The following is a 15,643-nucleotide window of genomic DNA, read 5'->3' on the forward strand; positions in this document are numbered from 1 at the left end:
GCAGTACCCCGACGCCGCCGAGCCCGCTGGTCAGCCGCGCCCCGGTCAGGTCCGAGCCGTCGCTCCCCGCGGGCCCGCCGCCGTCGACCTTGGACAAATCACACGACATTCCAGACAGAAGACCCACGACTAGCCCTTGATCGGCCCAGCCGGGGAACCCCGCGCAACCCCACGGCCCGCGGCCCCACGGCCCGCGACCACGGCCACTGCCACGGCCCGCCGGCCACGGGCGGGCGGGCCCTGCGGACGGGGCTGTGGGTGCGGGTGCGGGGCGGTCAGTCCATCGGGGTGAGGGTGGCGCGGGTGCGCAACTGCTTGCGGCGGACGCGGCGCAGCGTGCCGACCGTCGACTGCAACTTTTCCTTCGTCGACAGGTTGTGGCGCCACATGGTCGCCATCGGCAGGTGCTTCAGGCGTGGGGTCATCAGACCCGCCGCCCGCAACGTCACCAGGCGGCCCCAGACGGCTCCCCGGGCCCGCAGCAGGTTCGGCTGCGAGGCGGGCAGGATGCGCGGCTCGACCGGCTCCAGGACGAGGGCGCCGGCGGCGATGGCGGCCTCGACGAGGCGTACGCCCCGCTCGGTGCGGGCCAGGACCAGTGAGCGGCCCGGGTCGCCGTCGGTCGGGCGGTACCAGGGGTCACCGACGGCGACGTCGGCGAACTCGCCGGTGTGGTCGGCGCACAGGTAGCAGCGCCACTGCCGGTGCTTCTGCAGGATGTCGCCCCACGACTGCTCGTAGGTGAGCTTGCGCTCCTGCCCCGGCGGGTCGTCGACCAGGCGGGTCCGGGCGTGCCCGGGCCATCCGTTGCCCCGGTAGTGCACCGACTCGATCTGCCCGGGGTCGTCCACGCCGAGCGCCTTGAGCATCTCCAGGGTGCCCTGCGTCGTCGGGGTGCCCGCGCAGAAGATCGCGATGGTCAGCCCGACCTTGGCGTCCAGGGCCGGCCGGACCTGCCGGGCCATCCGTACGGCGGCGACGTCGCAGGGCTTGCCGATGAAGACGCTCGGCGCGGGGGCCGACTCGATCAGGTCGAGCCGGTCGCAGGGGCTGGCCGGGGCGTACCGGGAGCCGGCGTTGGCGAGCAGGTCGTCGCGGCCCAGCGAGTATTTGGTCTCGTTGAGGTAGGGCACGTCCTTGCGGGCGCCGATGTGCAGCGCGCCGGCCATGCCCTGCCGCTCGATGCAGAAGGCGGCCAGTGCGGTCGCCACTCCCCCGCTGGAGCCGGCGAACCTGATCTGCGGGTCGGCGGCGTACCCCTCCCAGATGGCCCGGACCGGCCCCCATGCCGCGCGCAGTTCGGCGATCTCGCCGGGCGCGGCCCGCTCGGTGTCGTGCTCCAGCCGTACGCCGGGGCAGCAGGCGACCGCGGCGGCGGCACCGGCGCCGTTGCGGGCGACCGGGGTGATCGGCAGCGGGCGACGGCCGTACTCGAGCACGTCGACCATGCGTACCTCGTCGGGCGCGAGGTAGGCGCAGACACCGCAGCCGGTGCAGAGCTTGTGGTCGGCGACGTCGTGGACGGTCTGCGGCTGGGGCATCAACGGGCTCCGGCGGTGCTGCGGTTGGCGTGTTCGGTGCGGGCCAGGGCGACGATCTCGTCCATCTGCTCACCGGCGCGGCGGATCGCGACCGGGGTGCGTTCGGCGAGTTCGGCGGCTGTCTCGGCCCGGCTCGTCCAGGATCGCCACAGGGCGTCGAGCAGGTCGTCGTCGCCGAGTTCGCGGGCGTCGGCGACGTGGCGCTGCTGGCCGACGCTGGCGAAGACACCGCGGGCCTTGAGGCTGTAGGCGAGGATCGCCGCTGGTACGGCCGACGACAGCGCGGCGATGGTGGCGTGCATCCGCATGCCGCAGAACCAGGTGGTCTGCCGGATGACCCACTTCGCCTGGTGCGGGTCGAGGCCGGGCGGCGTGATCATCACCCGGTCGCCGTGCCGGGCGCTGAGGGCGGCGTGCAGGCGCTCGCTGGCGGCGGTGTCGTCGTCGGTGCCGCCGGGGGTCCGCACGTGCGGCACGATGACGATCCGGGCGTCCGACTCGTCGAGGAGGCGTTCGCAGAGGCGCTGGGCGACCAGTCCGCTGTCGGCGGCGAGGCCGAACTGGGCGGCGCCCTCGGCGCGCACCATCAGCCCGCTGACGTTGATGCCGACGACCGGCCCGGGTACGGCCGCGAACCAGGTCGCCAACTGCTCGTGGGCCGGCTCGTCGGGTTCGCGTGGTTCGAGGCCGAACGCCACGTCGACGCCCTCGCGGTGGCGGGCCGGGTCGAGGTCGGCGCCGAGCAGCTCGCCGAGCGCGGCGTAGCTCTCCGGGTCGCGGGCCCAGGCCATCGCCGCCCCGCGGACGAGGCTGACCGCCTCGGCACGGACCCGGGTCGACTTGAACGGCCCGTACGTCTGCGGCAGGAACACCAGCGGGCGGCGGCGCAGCAGGGTGAGCCGCTTGGGCCAGGAGACGGTGCGGAAGCGGTGCTCGCCGTAGATGTCGCTGAAGCTGTCGCCGCCGCTGACGTCGAGCACCACGTCCGCGGCGTCGATCTTGGCGATGCCGCTGTTGCCGAGCCCGCCGAGGGCGGCACTGACCCGCATGTTGAGGTAGGACTCGGGCCGGTGGTAACGGCGCGAGTGCCGGGCGCCGGCCAGGCCGATCGGCACCGGCCGCCCGCCGACGTACGCCCGCCCGGTCCGCTGCCCCCAGCCGTCGTCGAAGACGGTGACCTCCGCGGCCGGTTCCCGGGTCAGCAGCCCGCCCAGGGTGGCGGCGCGCAGCGCGCCGACGCCGAGGTTGAGATGTGATCCGGGTACGCCGAACAGGCAGGCCGACAGCGGGCTCCCACCGTCGATTCGCTCGCTCATCCCGCCGCCACGCTCCGCTCGCTCACAGCTCGATCACCGCTTTCTCGCACCGGAACGCCTCGGCGTACCGGGATCTGCATTCGATGCCGCGCAGTCGGGCCAGTCCGAGGAAGACCTCGTCGTCCCACCAGTCCCGGTCCTTCTGCGACGGGAAACTGGAGTGCAGCAGTTCAACCTTGCGGCGGGCCCGCTCTTCGCTGAGCGGCAGGTAAAAGTTACGCCGTCCGAGGTCGCCGTCCCACTTCGGGATCTCGTAGTGCAGCACCGGCGCGGCCCGGAACGACGTCGTCACGAGTTCGGCCAGCGTGCGGTGATCCTGGTGGGCGTCGTCGGTGCCGGGGGCGACGACGAGGTCGGTGGCGAACGTCCGCGCGGTCTCGTCGACGATCCGTTTCGCGTCGCCCCACCGGGCGGGTACCCGCCCGTCCGGCAGGTCGTGCAGCGCGAAGCTCAGCTCGGCACCGGCCAGGAACGCGGTGGCCGCCGCCCGCGCCTCGGCCTGGCGGTCGGGGCTGCCGGTGAGCAGTACGTAGTGCACCCGCAACCGCGGGTTGGCGGCGGCGAGGCCGAGCAGCAGCCCGCCGGCGCCGATCTCGATGTCGTCGGGGTGTGCGCCCAGCAGCACCACCCGGCGTATCCCGGTCAGGCGCAGGCCCGGCATCAACGGCTCAACGCGGGGGCGCCGGGCGACGAGAGCAGGGCGCTGGCGGCGCCGCCACCGTTGCGGTTGCCGTCCCAGAGCATCCAGGGGCAGCGGCCGGCGTGGTAGAGCTCCTCGAGTTCGGCCCGGTCCTTGAACGTGTCGGCGGCCCGCCAGAACCCGGTGAACCGCTGGGCGAGCAGCCGGCGCTCGGGCAGCAGCCGCTCGAACGCGTGCGGCACCATGTCCTCGCCCTCGCGCAGCGCGGAGAAGATCTCCGGGCGCAGGACGAAGTAGCCGCCGTTCTCCCACTGCATCAGCTCGCGGATCGGCCGTACCCGGGTGACCTGGTCGTCGTCGGTGATGTCGATGACGTGGTGGGTCGACTGCACCGGTACGGCGAGCAGGCTGGCGGTGGCCGTCGAGGCCCGGAACCGCTCGATCATCTCCGGTAGCGGCGCGTCGGTGAGGGTGTCGGCGTAGTTGGCGAGGAACATCGGCTCGTTCTCGACGTGCTTGCGGACCCGCATCAGCCGCTCGCCGATGGTGGAGTTGAGCCCGGTGTCGATGAAGGTGATGTTCCAGTCGGTGATGTCGGAGGAGAAGAGCCGTACGTCGCGACCGCCGCGGGCCAGCGTGAAGTCGTTGGAGAGGGTCTCGTCGTAGTGCAGGAAGTAGTCCTTGACGGCGGCGGCGCCGTAGCCGAGGCAGAGCACGAAGTCGGTGTGGCCGAAGTGCGCGTAGTAGCGCATGACGTGCCAGAGCAGCGGCCGGTCGCCGATCATCGCCATCGGCTTGGGCGCCGACGCGGCACCCTCCCGCATCCGCATGCCGAGGCCACCGCAGAACAGGACGACCTTCATCACACCACCTCGAGGGTGGGGATCGGGAAGACCAGCCGGCCGCCCCATTCCCGTACGTACGAGAGTTGCTGGGAGATCTCGGTGCGCAGGTTCCAGGGCAGCACGAGCACGTAGTCGGGCCGGTCCTGCGCGATGCGCTCCGGCGCGTGGATCGGGATGTGCGTGCCCGGCAGGAACAGGCCCTGCTTGTAGGTGCTCCGGTCGACGGTGTATTCGAGCAGGTCGGACCGGATGCCGCAGTGGTTGAGCAGGGTGTTGCCCTTGCCCGGGGCCCCGTAGCCGACCACCCGCTTGCCCTCGGCACGGGCGTTGAGCAGGAACTCGACGAGATCGCGCTTGATGTCGAAGACCGCCTCGGCAAAACCACGGTGCCCGTCGACGGTGTGCAGCCCGGCCTCGGCCTCGGCCTCCAGCACCGACTTGACGTTGCTGGACGGTTCACCGGCCGCCGCCGCGTGCCGGGCGTGCACCCGCAGCGACCCGCCGTGTGTCGACAGTTCCTCGACGTCGACGGCGACCAGGTCGGCGGTGGCCAGCGCCCGCTGCGCGGTGAGCAGCGAGAGGTACTGGTAGTGCTCGTGGTAGATGGTGTCGTACTGGCGGCGCTCGATGAGCCGCAGCAGGTGCGGGAACTCCAGGGTGATCAGCCCGTCCGGCTTGACCAGGGCGGCCAGCCCGGCGGTGAAGCCGACCAGGTCGGGCACGTGGGCGTAGACGTTGTTGCCGGCCACCAGGTCGGCGCGGCCGTACTCGGCGGCGAGCGCGGCGCCGGTCTCCGCCCCCAGGAAGTGCACCCGGGTCCGTACGCCCTTGGCGTTGGCGACCTCGGCGATGTTGGCGGCCGGCTCGACGCCGAGCACCGGTACGCCCCGGGCGACGAAGTGCTGGAGCAGGTAGCCGTCGTTGCTGGCGACCTCGGTCACCAGGCTGTCCGGGCCGAGGCCGAGCGTGTCGGCCATCGTGTCGGCGTAGCGCTTGGCGTGTGCCACCCACGAGTCGGAGAAGGACGAGAAGTAGGCGTAGTCGGAGAAGATGTCCTCCCCGGGCACGTATGCCGGGAGCTGGACGAGCAGGCAGCTCGGGCAGATCCGGACGTGCAGCGGGTAGAAGGTCTCCGCGGAGTCGAGCCGTTCGGCCGGCAGGTAGCTCTCGCAGAGGGGCGACATGCCCAGGTCGACGAAGGTCTCGGTCAGCGCCGTGGCGCACAGCCGACATTCGGCAACGGTCATTGAGCTTCCCCCACGCGTATGCGGATGTCGGTCGAGGCGTTCCGTGGTGTGGGCGCACCCGACGCTGCCGTCGGGTCCGGGCCCAGGGGCACCGCCGGCTCCCGGGCGCGGGACGCCGGCGCGCCGTCCCCGACGCGCGTCTGGCAAACGCTAGCCAGAGCGCCTCCCACCAGGGCACTTGAGTAAGAAGTCTGACACTCTTCGGCCCGGTCACCGCACCCCTCATAGACTCGGCCTCCCACACCCGAAGACACTGCGGGGGCTTTGCCATGCGCGTTCTCGTGACCGGTCACCACGGCTACATCGGCAGTGTGCTGACGCCGATGCTCACCGCCGCCGGCCACGAGGTCGCCGGTCTCGACATCGACCTGTTCGCCGACTGCCTGATCGGTCCCGCCCCGGCGGAGGTGCCGGCCGTACGGGTGGATCTGCGCGACGTCACGGCGGAACACCTGGCCGGTTTCGACGCGGTGCTGCACCTGGCGGCGCTGTGCAACGACCCGATCGGCAACCTCAACCCCGAGTTGACGTACGACATCAACCACCGGGCCACGGTGCGGCTGGCCGAAGCGGCGAAGGCCGCCGGGGTGACCCGCTTCCTGTTCTCCTCGTCGTGCAGCCTCTACGGCGCCGGCCTGGACGACCGGCCGCTGGACGAGAACGCCGGCTTCGCCCCGGTGACGCCGTACGGCGAGTCGAAGATCCTGTCCGAGCAGGGGCTGGCCGGCCTCGCCGACGACGACTTCTCCCCGGTGTCGCTGCGCAACGCGACCGCGTACGGCTTCTCGCCCCGGCTGCGCGGCGACCTGGTCGTCAACGACCTGGCCGCGCACGCGCTGCTGACCGGCGAGGTGCGGCTGCTCTCCGACGGGTCGGCGTGGCGGCCGCTGGTGCACATCGAGGACATCTCGACGGCGTTCCTGGCGCTGCTGGAGGCGCCCCGCGAGGTGGTGCACGGCAAGGCGTACAACATCGGGCAGACCAGTGAGAACTACCTGATCCGTGACGTCGCCGAGGTGGTGGCCGAGGTGGTGCCGGGCTCGACGGTGACGTTCGCCGGCGGGGCGTCGGCCGACGCCCGCAACTACCGGGTGAGTTGCGACCTGGTCGCCGCCGAGGTGCCCGGTTTCCAGCCGGGCTGGACGGTTCGCAAGGGTGTCGAGGAACTGGTCGAGGCCTACCGGCGGCACGGGCTGACGATCGAGGACTTCCGCGGTGAGCGGCACCAGCGGCTGCGCCGGATCCAGTCGTTGCAGGGTGCCGGTCGGCTCGACGGCGAACTGCGCTGGACCGCCGGCGGGGCGGCATGACCGGCCAGGCCTGTCACGCCTGCGGGGCCGCCGAACTGGTCCCGTTCGCCGACCTGGGGACGATCCCGGTCTTCTGCGGGGTGCACTGGGCCAGCCGCGACGAGGCGCTGGCGTCGCCGCTCGGCGAGATGCGGCTGGCCTACTGCCCGTCCTGCGCGTACGTGCGCAACGTGGCGTTCGACCCGGCCGCGCTGGTCTACGACACCACGATGGACACCAACCTGCACCACTCACCGGCGTTCCAGACGTTCTCCGCCGAGCTGGTCCGGCACCTCGCCGACCGCTACCCGCTCAAGGGCGCGACCGTGCTCGACGTCGGCTGCGGGCAGGGCGAGTTTCTGCGTGAGCTGTGCCACGTCTCCGGCGCCCGCGGGCACGGCTACGACGCGATGTTCGCCGGCCCGGTCGGCGAGGACCCGTCCGGCGCGGTGTTCCACTCGACCCACGCCCCGCTCGACGACTCGACCCCGGCGTTCGACTTCGTCACCTCGCGGCACTGGTTCGAGCACCTCGACGACCCGTACGGCTTCCTGGTCCGGCTCCGCGAACTCGCCGGCGGCCGGACCGTCCACGGCTACATCGAGGTTCCCGACGCCTGCTACGACCTGGCCACCGCCGGCTGGGAGGTGATCTACCCGCACGTGTCGTACTTCGACGCGTACGCGCTGCGGTCGATCGTCGAGCGGGCCGGCTGGCGGGTCGAGGCGACCGGGCCGCTGTTCTCCGGGATGTTCCGGTTCGTGGAGTTCTCCGTGAACGCCGACGGGCCGCCCCGGTCCGACGCGCCGCTGCCCGACACCGCCGACCGGGACCGGCAACTCACGTCCATCGCCGGCTTCGCCGACCGGCACCACGCCGAGCGCGACCACTGGCGCACCACCATCGACCGGCTGATCGCCGAGGGTGACCGGCCGGTGCTGTGGGGTGCCGGCTCCCGCGGCGTACAGTTCCTGCACCTTGCCGACCCCGACCACCGGCTCGCCGCCGTCGTCGACGTCAACCCGCGCAAGTGGGGGCGCTACCTGCCGGTCACCGGGCACGAGGTCACCGATCCGGCGACGCTCGCGGAACTGGGCACCGGGTCAGTGATCATTACGAATCCGGCATACCGTAAGGAGATCACCGCCACCTTGCGCCAGCTCGGCGTGACCGCCCAACTGCTGGTCGCCTGAGACCGGAGGAAGACGATGCCCGGCACCCCCCGCGTCACCATCGGTGTCCCCGTCTACAACGCCGAGCGTTACCTCATCGGCTGCCTCGACGCGCTGCTCGCCCAGGACTACCACGACTTCGAGGTCGTGATCAGTGACAACGCCTCGACCGACCGCACCTGGGAGATCTGCCAGCGCTACACCGCGATCGATCCGCGCATCCGGGCCTACCGCAACCCGCAGAACCTCGGCGGCCACGCCAACTTCGCCCGGGTCGCCGAACTGGCCCGCGGCGAACTGTTCAAGTGGGCGGCGTACGACGACGTGTGCCTGCCGGGCCACCTCGGCGCCTGCGTCGCCGCCCTCGACGCGGCCGGGCCGGAGACGGTGCTCGCCTATCCCCGGACGCTTCTTATCGACGAAGAAGGCGAAACAATCGGCCCGTACGCTGACCTCATGGACCTGCGCCACCACCGCCCCTGGCGGCGGGTCGCCGCGGTGGCGTCGCACATCAGCCTCTGCCACGCCCACTTCGGCGTCTTCCGGCTCGAAGCGTTGCGCCGCACCGGCATGATCCGCCCCTACCTGTCGTCGGACTACACGCTGATGGCCGAGGTGGCCGCCCTGGGTGAGATCCACGAGGTCGACCAGCCGCTGTTCATGCGCCGGGTGCACGGCGCCTCGACGCGGCAGGCCAAGGACAGCAACGCGACGGACGCCAGCGCCTGGTTCGCCCCCCAGGGCGGGCGCACCTCCGGCGCGCCCCGGATGCGGATGCTGGGCGAGACCCTGCGCGTGCTCGCCACCGCCGACTCGCCGCGTTCGACCCGGCTGGCCAACGCCAGCGCGTTCCTCACCGCCTGGTCGGTGCGCCGGGTCCGGGTACGGTTCGGACGGTGGCGCCGCCACCTGGTCCGGCACCCCGCTCCCGCGACAGCACGCGGCAGCGTCTGGTGACCAACGCGAGTCCGTCCGGCACCGTCGAGGCGGCGCCGGTCCAGTCCGGTCCACCGCCGAAGTCCAAGGTAGGGTCCGCGATCGGCTGGTCGTACGTCCTGACCGCCGGTCGGGTCGGCTCCTCGGTGGTCGTCACGTTCCTGCTGGCGATGCTGCTCGGCCCCGACGAGTTCGGCATCCTGGCGATGGCACTGGTCTTCGTGACCATCGCCCAGACGATCCTCCAGCAGGGGCTGGTGTCGGCGATCGTCCAGCGCGACAAGCTGACCGGCGCCCACCTCGACGCCGCGTTCGGGGTGCTGGCCATCGCCGGCTTCGGCGTCGCCGCTCTCGCCGCCGCCCTGAGTCCGGTCTGGTCCCTGATCAACCGGGAGCCGCGGCTCACCGTGGTCTGCATCGCGCTCGCCCCGCTCGTCGTCATACAGGGGCTGGCCATCGTGCCGGAGGCGGTGCTCCGCCGCGAGCTGCAGTTCCGGGCCGTCGCGATCCGTACCCTGGTCGCCGCGCTCGTCAGCGGCGTGGTCGGGATCGCGCTCGCCCTCGCCGGTGCCGGTATCTGGGCGCTGGTCGCCCAGCAACTGGTCAACGCCCTCATCGGTCTGGTCGTGCTCTGGGTCGTCTGCCCCTGGCGACCGAGCCGGCGCATCCGGTTCGGCGCCATCCGCGAGTTGTGGACGTTCTCGCTGCACTCCGCCAACGCCGGGCTCGGCGTCATGCTCAGCAACCGCGCCGACCTCATCTTCACCGGGATCTTCTTCGGCCCGATCGCCACCGGCATCTACCGGCTGGCCGCCCGGCTGCCCGACATGCTGGTCGACGTGACGGTCCGATCGCTTCAGCAGGTGGCGTTGCCGTCGCTGTCCCGACTGCAGAACGACCGGGCCGCCTTCGCCGCCCACCTCACCCAGCTCCAGCACCTCGGCGCCATCGTCGGGCTGCCCGTACTCGGGGTCCTGGCCGCCACCGCCGGGCCGCTGGTCGGCTTCCTCGGCCCGCAGTGGGCCGGCACCGAGGTCCCGTTGCAGGTGCTCTGCCTGTTCGGCGCGGTCAACGTCTACGGGGTGCTGCTCGGTCCCGCGTTGCAGGCGATCGGCCAGCCGGGCAAGCTCGCCGCGATCTCGTGGACCCGGGGCCTGCTCGGGGTGGCCACCTTCGCCGTGCTGGGCACCCTGTTCACGGGCGGCAACCCGGCGGCGCAGGCCACCGCGATCGGCATTGCCGGGGTGGGCCTCCAGGTCGTGGTCAACGCGGTGTCGATCTGGGTCACCGTACGCCGGGCGGCCGGTGCCTCGGTGCTGCGGTTCCTGCTGCCGACGCTGCCGGCGGTGGTCGCCGCGACGGCTGCCGCGCTGGTTCCGTACGCCGTCAACCGGCTCGGTGTCGACGAGCTGCCCCCGCTGGCGGGTGTGGTGGTGATGGGCGCGGTCGGCGGTCTGACCGCCGCGGCGATCCTGTGGACCACCGACCGGCGCGTACGCGCCCTGGTCCGCAAACGCCTCCCCCGCCGCCGCCCCCTGGCCCCCGCCCAGTAGCCCTTCTTCCCTCTCCCCTTCTCCCCGCCACCCCCAAGATCCGCGTGATCAGGGAGTAAGTCGGGCGTGTTGTCGGCGTGGCGACGAAATACTCCCTGATCACGCGGATCTTGCGCGGGCGGGTGGGTGAGGCCTGGGCAACGCCGGTCCCTGATCCCGGTGATCAGGGACTCTGTCGCACGGCACACCGACGCCACGCCGGACCTAGTCCCTGATCACGCGGATCTTGGGGGGTGGGGAGAGCGAGGAAAACGGTGGCCCCCAGCCCGGAGGGCTGGGGGCCACCGTCTGAGGTGGTGCGGGTCAGGACTGGGGGCGGAAGATGATCGCGGTGTTGTCGGCGAGGGCCGGCTCGTTGAACGAGTGCTGCACCGCCTGCGTACCCGCGTGGTTCTCGATCCCGACCGTGGCACTGTCACCACGCTCACGCGTCTTGCTCGGCGCCAGACTCTCGTAGTTGAACACGATCTCACCAGACACCGACAACGACACCTGAACCGTCACCCGAGCCGACGACGAACCGTACTGACCATGGTTGAACCACTCCAACACGAACCTACGATCGTCACCGCTACCGACAACCGCACTACGCACCACCGTGTCCGCCCGCACCACGAGGTCGTCCCAGAACGGATAGACCCCGGTGTTCGGCGCGGTGGTGTCCGGAATCGGGCCGTTGATCGGCTGCGCCCCGCCCGGGTCCTCGAAGCTGAGGAACCCGTTGCTGGACACCCACGCCGACGTGTACGTCTGCCCGTAGAACGGGAACGCGAACGGCAGATCGATCCGCTCCACCGAGTCGTCACCGGTCAACGGGATCGGCGTACCACCCGACACCGGCGTGTACGGCCGGGACTCCGTCGACTTGGTGTACGAACCACCACCACTGGCCGGCGGCGGCGTGGTGGCCGGCGGCGGCTCGCTGGTGGGTGGTGCCGTCGTCGGCGCGGTCAGCGCCAGGTTGGTGGTGTGGGCGCCGGCGGCGGCAACCGTCACCGTGGCCGAGGCGGTGCGCCCGCCGTCCGCCGCGGCGGCGACGGTGTACGTCCCGGGCGGCACCGAACCGATCGTGTAGCTGCCGGTGGCCGTGGTCGTCGCGGCCCGCCCGCCGGGGTTCAGCGTCACCGCGGCCCCCGCGACCGGCGTACCACCGCTGGTGACCACGCCGGAAACCGTGCCGGTGGTGGCCGGCGTCGGGTCGACCGGCGGCTGGTTCGTCGGCCCCTGGCCGCCGCTGGACGGGGTGAAGATGATCGCGGTGTTGTCGGCGAGGGCCGGCTCGTTGAACGAGTGCTGCACCGCCTGCGTACCCGCGTGGTTCTCGATCCCGACCGTGGCACTGTCACCACGCTCACGCGTCTTGCTCGGCGCCAGACTCTCGTAGTTGAACACGATCTCACCAGACACCGACAACGACACCTGAACCGTCACCCGAGCCGACGACGAACCGTACTGACCGTGGTTGAACCACTCCAACACGAACCTACGGTCCGCGCCGCTACCGACGACCGCGCTACGCACCACCGTGTCCGCCCGCACGACCAGGTCGTCCCAGAACGGGTAGACGGCGGCGTTGGGGGCCGACGCGTCGGGGATCGGCCCGTTGATCGGCTGGCCGTTGCCCGGGTCCTCGAAGCTGAGGAACCCGTTGGCGGAGATCCACGCCGAGTTGTAGCTGTGCCCGTAGAACGGGAACGCGAACGGCAGGTCGATCCGCTCCACCGAGTCGTCACCGGTCAACGGGATCGGCGTACCACCCGACACCGGCGTGTACGGCCGGGACTCCGTCGACTTGGTGTACGAACCACCACCGCTGCCCGGCGGCGGCGTGGTGGGCGGCGGAGTGGTCGCCGGTGGCGTGGTCGGCGGCGGAGTGGTCGCCGGCGGGGTGGTGGGCGGCGGGGTCGGCGTCGGGGTCGGGTTGGTCGGCCCGGTCAACGTGAGGTTGGCCGTGTGCGTGCCGCCGGCGGCGACCGTGACCGAGCCCGAGCCGGTCAGTCCGCCCGGCCCGGTGCCGGTGACGGTGTACGACCCGGCGGGGACCGAGCCCAGGGTGTAGCTGCCACCCGCGGCCGTGGTCGCGGTGAGGTTGCCGGGGTTCAGTGTCACGGTCGCGCCGACCACCGGTGCGCCGTTGCTGGTGACCACGCCGTTGACGGTGCCGGTGACCGGCGGCGGGTCGGTCGGGCCGCCGCCACCGGGCGGGGTGATGACGATCGCGGTGTTGTTGGCGAGGACCGCCTCGTTGATCGAGTACTGCAACGCGATCGTGCCGGTGCCGTTCTCGATCCCGACGGTGGCGGAGTTGCCCAGTTCACGGGCGCCGCCGAGGTCGGCGTAGTTGAAGGTGATCCGGCCGGACTCCTCCATCAGCACCTGGAACGTCAACCGGGCCGACGAGGAACCGTAGAGGCCGATGTTGCGCCACTCGACGTTGAAGCGGCGGTTGGGGGCGGTGCCGGTCACCGCCGTACGGACGGTCGAGTTGTCCCGGGCCCACAGGTCGTCCCAGAACGGGTAGATGGCGGCGTTGGGCGCTGACACGTCCGGGATCGGGGTGTTGACGCCCCACGGGCCGTTCGGGTCGAGGAACGACAGCTTGCCGTTGACGTCGATCCAGGCGGCGTCGAACGTCTCGCCGTAGAACGGGAAGGCGAACGGCAGGTCGACCCGGGTGATGGCCTCGTCGCCGGCCAGCGGCAGCACGGTGTCGTCGGCGGGCACGATCGCCCGCCCGGTCACCGTGTCGCAGGTGTAGCCGAAGGTGTCGGCGCACGAGCCGGAGCCGCTGTAGGTGGCCGTGTAGGTGGTGGGGACCGCCGGGGCGGTGATGACGTGGGTCTGTGCCCCGCCGTCCGACCACTCCTCGAAGGTGAACGTCGAACTGCCGGCGCTCTGCGGCGTGGGCGCGCTGATCGTGTTGGTCGAGCCGACGATGACCTCACGGACCACCGGCGTGCTGAACGGCGCGCCGTTGTGGTTCAACTCCAGGCCGCCGGGGGTGGTGGCCAGGGTCAGGTTGACCGTCTTCGGGTCGATCCGGGTGGTGGTGCTGGACGTCAGGCCGCTGCTGTCGGTCGCGGTCAGCGTCAGTTCGAGGTGCGACGGGTATTCGTGGTCCGGCGCGACGAACGTGCCGGAGTCGACGCCCTCCGCGCTCTGCACGTGGTGGGTGTGGCAGTCGTCGGCGGAGTAGCAGTGCCGGTTGATCAGCTGCCAGGACAGCGACGACGCGGGCAGCGTGCCGTCCTGCGGGTCGGTCGCGTGGCCGGAGAACGAGACCGTCTCGCCGACCTCCCACCGCAGCGCGGTGGTCGGCGAGTCGATGACCGGTACCGGCGCGTCGGTGCCGACGAAGATCTGCAGGGTCTCGGTGTCGACCGCCCCGGCCATGTCGGACACCCGCAGCCGGGCGGTGTGGGTCCCGGTCGTGGTGTAGGTGTGGGTCGCGGTCGGACCGCTGGCGTCGAACGTGCCGTCGTCGGTGAAGTCCCACTGGTAGGTGAGGATGTCGCCGGCGTCGGGGTCGGTGGTGTTGCTGGCGTCGAACGAGACCGTGAGCGGCGCGTTGCCCGAGGTCGGGTTCGCGGTGAACGCGGCCTGCGGGGGCAGGTTGCCGGAGCTGTAGTGGAACCGGCGCACCGTGCCGCCGGTCAGGTCGGCGTAGTACAGGTTGTTGTCCGGGCCGATGACCAGGTCGACCGGCGCGGAGGCGGTCGAGGTGAACGGCATGATGTCGGACGGGTCCGGTACGCCGTCCGGTCCGGCCCGCATGGCCCAGATGCAGCCACGCGAGTAGTCGGCGAAGAACAGCGCGCCGGCGTACGGCGCCGGGTAGTTGCCGCCCTCGGTCGGGTAGAACGTGATGCCGGTCGGGGCCGAGCCGCCGGTCCGGCAGCCGTCGCCGGGCGCGACGACGTCGTTGTGGTGGTAGGTGTAGTGCGGTCCGGTGGCCGTGCCGGCGGGGGCGGCGTAGAGGCTGCGGCACAGGTCGAGCTGGGCCGCGCGGTAGCCGCTCTGCACGCTGTTGCCCTCGTAGCAGGGCCAGCCGTAGTTGCGTACCGGTCCGTCGGCCGGGTCGACGATCCGGTTGATCTCTTCCCAGTTGCGCCAGCCGACGTCGGCGACCCAGACCTCGTCGGTGCCCGGGCGGAACGCCCAGCGGTAGGGGTTGCGCAGGCCGTACGCGACGATCCGGCGGGTGTTGGCGTCGGCGCTGGCGGCCATCGGGTTGTCCGGCATGGCCGCCGCGGTCTGCGGGTCGACCCGGATCAGGGTGCCGGACAGGCCGGTCGGGTCGCCGCCGGTGCGCAGGTCCTGGGCGCGCAGGGCGCCACCCTCGGCGGTCGGCGGGGTCATCGCGCCGCCGACCGGCGACGGCGGGTCGCCGCACGGGTTGGTCGGGTTGCCGGCCTGGCCGTAGTCGACAAAGGTGCCGGAGGCGCCGTCGCCGCCGGTGACGTAGAGCGCGCCGTCCGGGCCGAAGCGGAGTTCGCCGATGGAGTGGCTCTCGATCTGCTGGCACCAGTCGTGCAGCAGCACCTCTTCGGGGCCGGTCATCACGTCGCCGTTGAGCCGCAGCCGGGAGACCCGGCTGCTGGCCGCGCAACTGCTCCGCTCGTGGCAGGTGTCGTTGTAGGTGGGTGCGGTGCCGCCGATCAGCCCGTCGTAGGTGTAGCTGACGTAGAGGTAGGGGTCGGCGGGGAAGCTCGGGGGGACCGCCATCCCGATCATCCCGAGGTCCTCGTAGTTGTAGACGTTGGTGCGCAGGTCGGCCACGACGGTCGCGGTGGTGTCCGACAGGCTGTCGAACACCTTGATGACGCCGTCCTTCTGGGCGACGAACACCCGGCCGTCGGGGGCGAAGACCACCTTGGTCGGCAGGTGGAGTCCGGACAGGACGATCTGCTCGGTGAAGCCGACCGGTGGACCGGCCGCCTCCGCCGGCGCGGCCGAGCCGGGCACCAGGCCCAGGCCGACGGGCACGCTCAGTGCGAGGGCCAGCGCCGAGGACAGTGCGCGCCGTATCGCTCGCGACACCCGGGTCTCCCATCTCACGGCAGGGCCGTGGCACAAACAGGTCGATGCGGCTGTTGCCGGCAGA

At 71.6% G+C, this 15,643-nt stretch carries 10 protein-coding genes; 4 read left to right on the forward strand and 6 right to left on the reverse strand.

The window, feature by feature from the left end; genetic code table 11:
• Positions 1-275: 275 nt before the first annotated feature.
• From AB0I42_RS00645 to AB0I42_RS00665, 5 genes are read right to left on the reverse strand one after another with little or no spacing between them, the layout of a single operon-like run.
• On the reverse strand, positions 276-1,541 hold the full coding sequence (locus tag AB0I42_RS00645; protein ID WP_357532836.1) for a Coenzyme F420 hydrogenase/dehydrogenase, beta subunit C-terminal domain: 1,266 nt from the start codon (positions 1,539-1,541) through the stop codon (positions 276-278).
• Positions 1,541-2,857: a polysaccharide pyruvyl transferase family protein gene (locus AB0I42_RS00650; protein ID WP_357532837.1), complete on the reverse strand. Its 1,317-nt coding sequence runs from the start codon at positions 2,855-2,857 to the stop codon at positions 1,541-1,543. Before AB0I42_RS00650 ends, AB0I42_RS00645 begins: the two co-directional genes overlap by 1 nt.
• A gap of 22 nt (positions 2,858-2,879) precedes the next feature.
• Complete coding sequence (locus AB0I42_RS00655) at positions 2,880-3,518, reverse strand: PIG-L family deacetylase (protein ID WP_357532839.1); 639 nt, start codon at positions 3,516-3,518, stop codon at positions 2,880-2,882.
• Positions 3,518-4,360, reverse strand: coding sequence for a glucose-1-phosphate cytidylyltransferase (locus tag AB0I42_RS00660; RefSeq protein WP_357532841.1), 843 nt, complete (start codon positions 4,358-4,360; stop codon positions 3,518-3,520). The genes AB0I42_RS00655 and AB0I42_RS00660 overlap by 1 nt, the downstream gene beginning before the upstream one ends.
• The gene (locus tag AB0I42_RS00665; protein WP_357532842.1) at positions 4,360-5,589 is read right to left on the reverse strand and encodes a class I SAM-dependent methyltransferase; all 1,230 of its coding nucleotides are present in this window, start codon (positions 5,587-5,589) and stop codon (positions 4,360-4,362) included. The genes AB0I42_RS00660 and AB0I42_RS00665 overlap by 1 nt, the downstream gene beginning before the upstream one ends.
• Before the next feature lie 269 nt (positions 5,590-5,858).
• Between AB0I42_RS00665 and AB0I42_RS00670 the strand changes: the two genes are divergently transcribed.
• The 4 genes from AB0I42_RS00670 to AB0I42_RS00685 are packed head-to-tail and all read left to right on the forward strand — an operon-like array spanning position 5,859 to position 10,539.
• Positions 5,859-6,899 (forward strand): SDR family oxidoreductase, encoded by a 1,041-nt coding sequence (locus AB0I42_RS00670; RefSeq protein ID WP_357532843.1) that lies wholly within the window; start codon positions 5,859-5,861, stop codon positions 6,897-6,899.
• Positions 6,896-8,071: a methyltransferase domain-containing protein gene (locus AB0I42_RS00675; RefSeq protein ID WP_357532845.1), complete on the forward strand. Its 1,176-nt coding sequence runs from the start codon at positions 6,896-6,898 to the stop codon at positions 8,069-8,071. Before AB0I42_RS00670 ends, AB0I42_RS00675 begins: the two co-directional genes overlap by 4 nt.
• Positions 8,072-8,086: 15 nt before the next feature.
• Positions 8,087-9,007 (forward strand): glycosyltransferase family A protein, encoded by a 921-nt coding sequence (locus tag AB0I42_RS00680; RefSeq protein ID WP_357532846.1) that lies wholly within the window; start codon positions 8,087-8,089, stop codon positions 9,005-9,007.
• Complete coding sequence (locus AB0I42_RS00685) at positions 9,004-10,539, forward strand: lipopolysaccharide biosynthesis protein (RefSeq protein ID WP_357532848.1); 1,536 nt, start codon at positions 9,004-9,006, stop codon at positions 10,537-10,539. The genes AB0I42_RS00680 and AB0I42_RS00685 overlap by 4 nt, the downstream gene beginning before the upstream one ends.
• Positions 10,540-10,842: 303 nt before the next feature.
• Here the strand turns inward: AB0I42_RS00685 and AB0I42_RS00690 are convergent, their stop codons facing one another.
• Positions 10,843-15,579, reverse strand: coding sequence for a PQQ-dependent sugar dehydrogenase (locus AB0I42_RS00690; RefSeq protein WP_357532849.1), 4,737 nt, complete (start codon positions 15,577-15,579; stop codon positions 10,843-10,845).
• Positions 15,580-15,643: the final 64 nt, after the last annotated feature.

The sequence above is a fragment of the Polymorphospora sp. NPDC050346 genome (genome assembly GCF_040655695.1).
Lineage (GTDB): Bacteria > Actinomycetota > Actinomycetes > Mycobacteriales > Micromonosporaceae > Polymorphospora > Polymorphospora lycopeni.

Bases quoted from the DNA above. Each gene is read 5' to 3' on its own strand.
- AB0I42_RS00645 (WP_357532836.1), bottom strand. From the start codon at position 1,541: ATGCCCCAGCCGCAGACCGTCCACGACGTCGCCGACCACAAGCTCTGC.
- AB0I42_RS00650 (WP_357532837.1), bottom strand. From the start codon at position 2,857: ATGAGCGAGCGAATCGACGGTGGGAGCCCGCTGTCGGCCTGCCTGTTC.
- AB0I42_RS00655 (WP_357532839.1), bottom strand. From the start codon at position 3,518: ATGCCGGGCCTGCGCCTGACCGGGATACGCCGGGTGGTGCTGCTGGGC.
- AB0I42_RS00660 (WP_357532841.1), bottom strand. From the start codon at position 4,360: ATGAAGGTCGTCCTGTTCTGCGGTGGCCTCGGCATGCGGATGCGGGAG.
- AB0I42_RS00665 (WP_357532842.1), bottom strand. From the start codon at position 5,589: ATGACCGTTGCCGAATGTCGGCTGTGCGCCACGGCGCTGACCGAGACC.
- AB0I42_RS00670 (WP_357532843.1), top strand. From the start codon at position 5,859: ATGCGCGTTCTCGTGACCGGTCACCACGGCTACATCGGCAGTGTGCTG.
- AB0I42_RS00675 (WP_357532845.1), top strand. From the start codon at position 6,896: ATGACCGGCCAGGCCTGTCACGCCTGCGGGGCCGCCGAACTGGTCCCG.
- AB0I42_RS00680 (WP_357532846.1), top strand. From the start codon at position 8,087: ATGCCCGGCACCCCCCGCGTCACCATCGGTGTCCCCGTCTACAACGCC.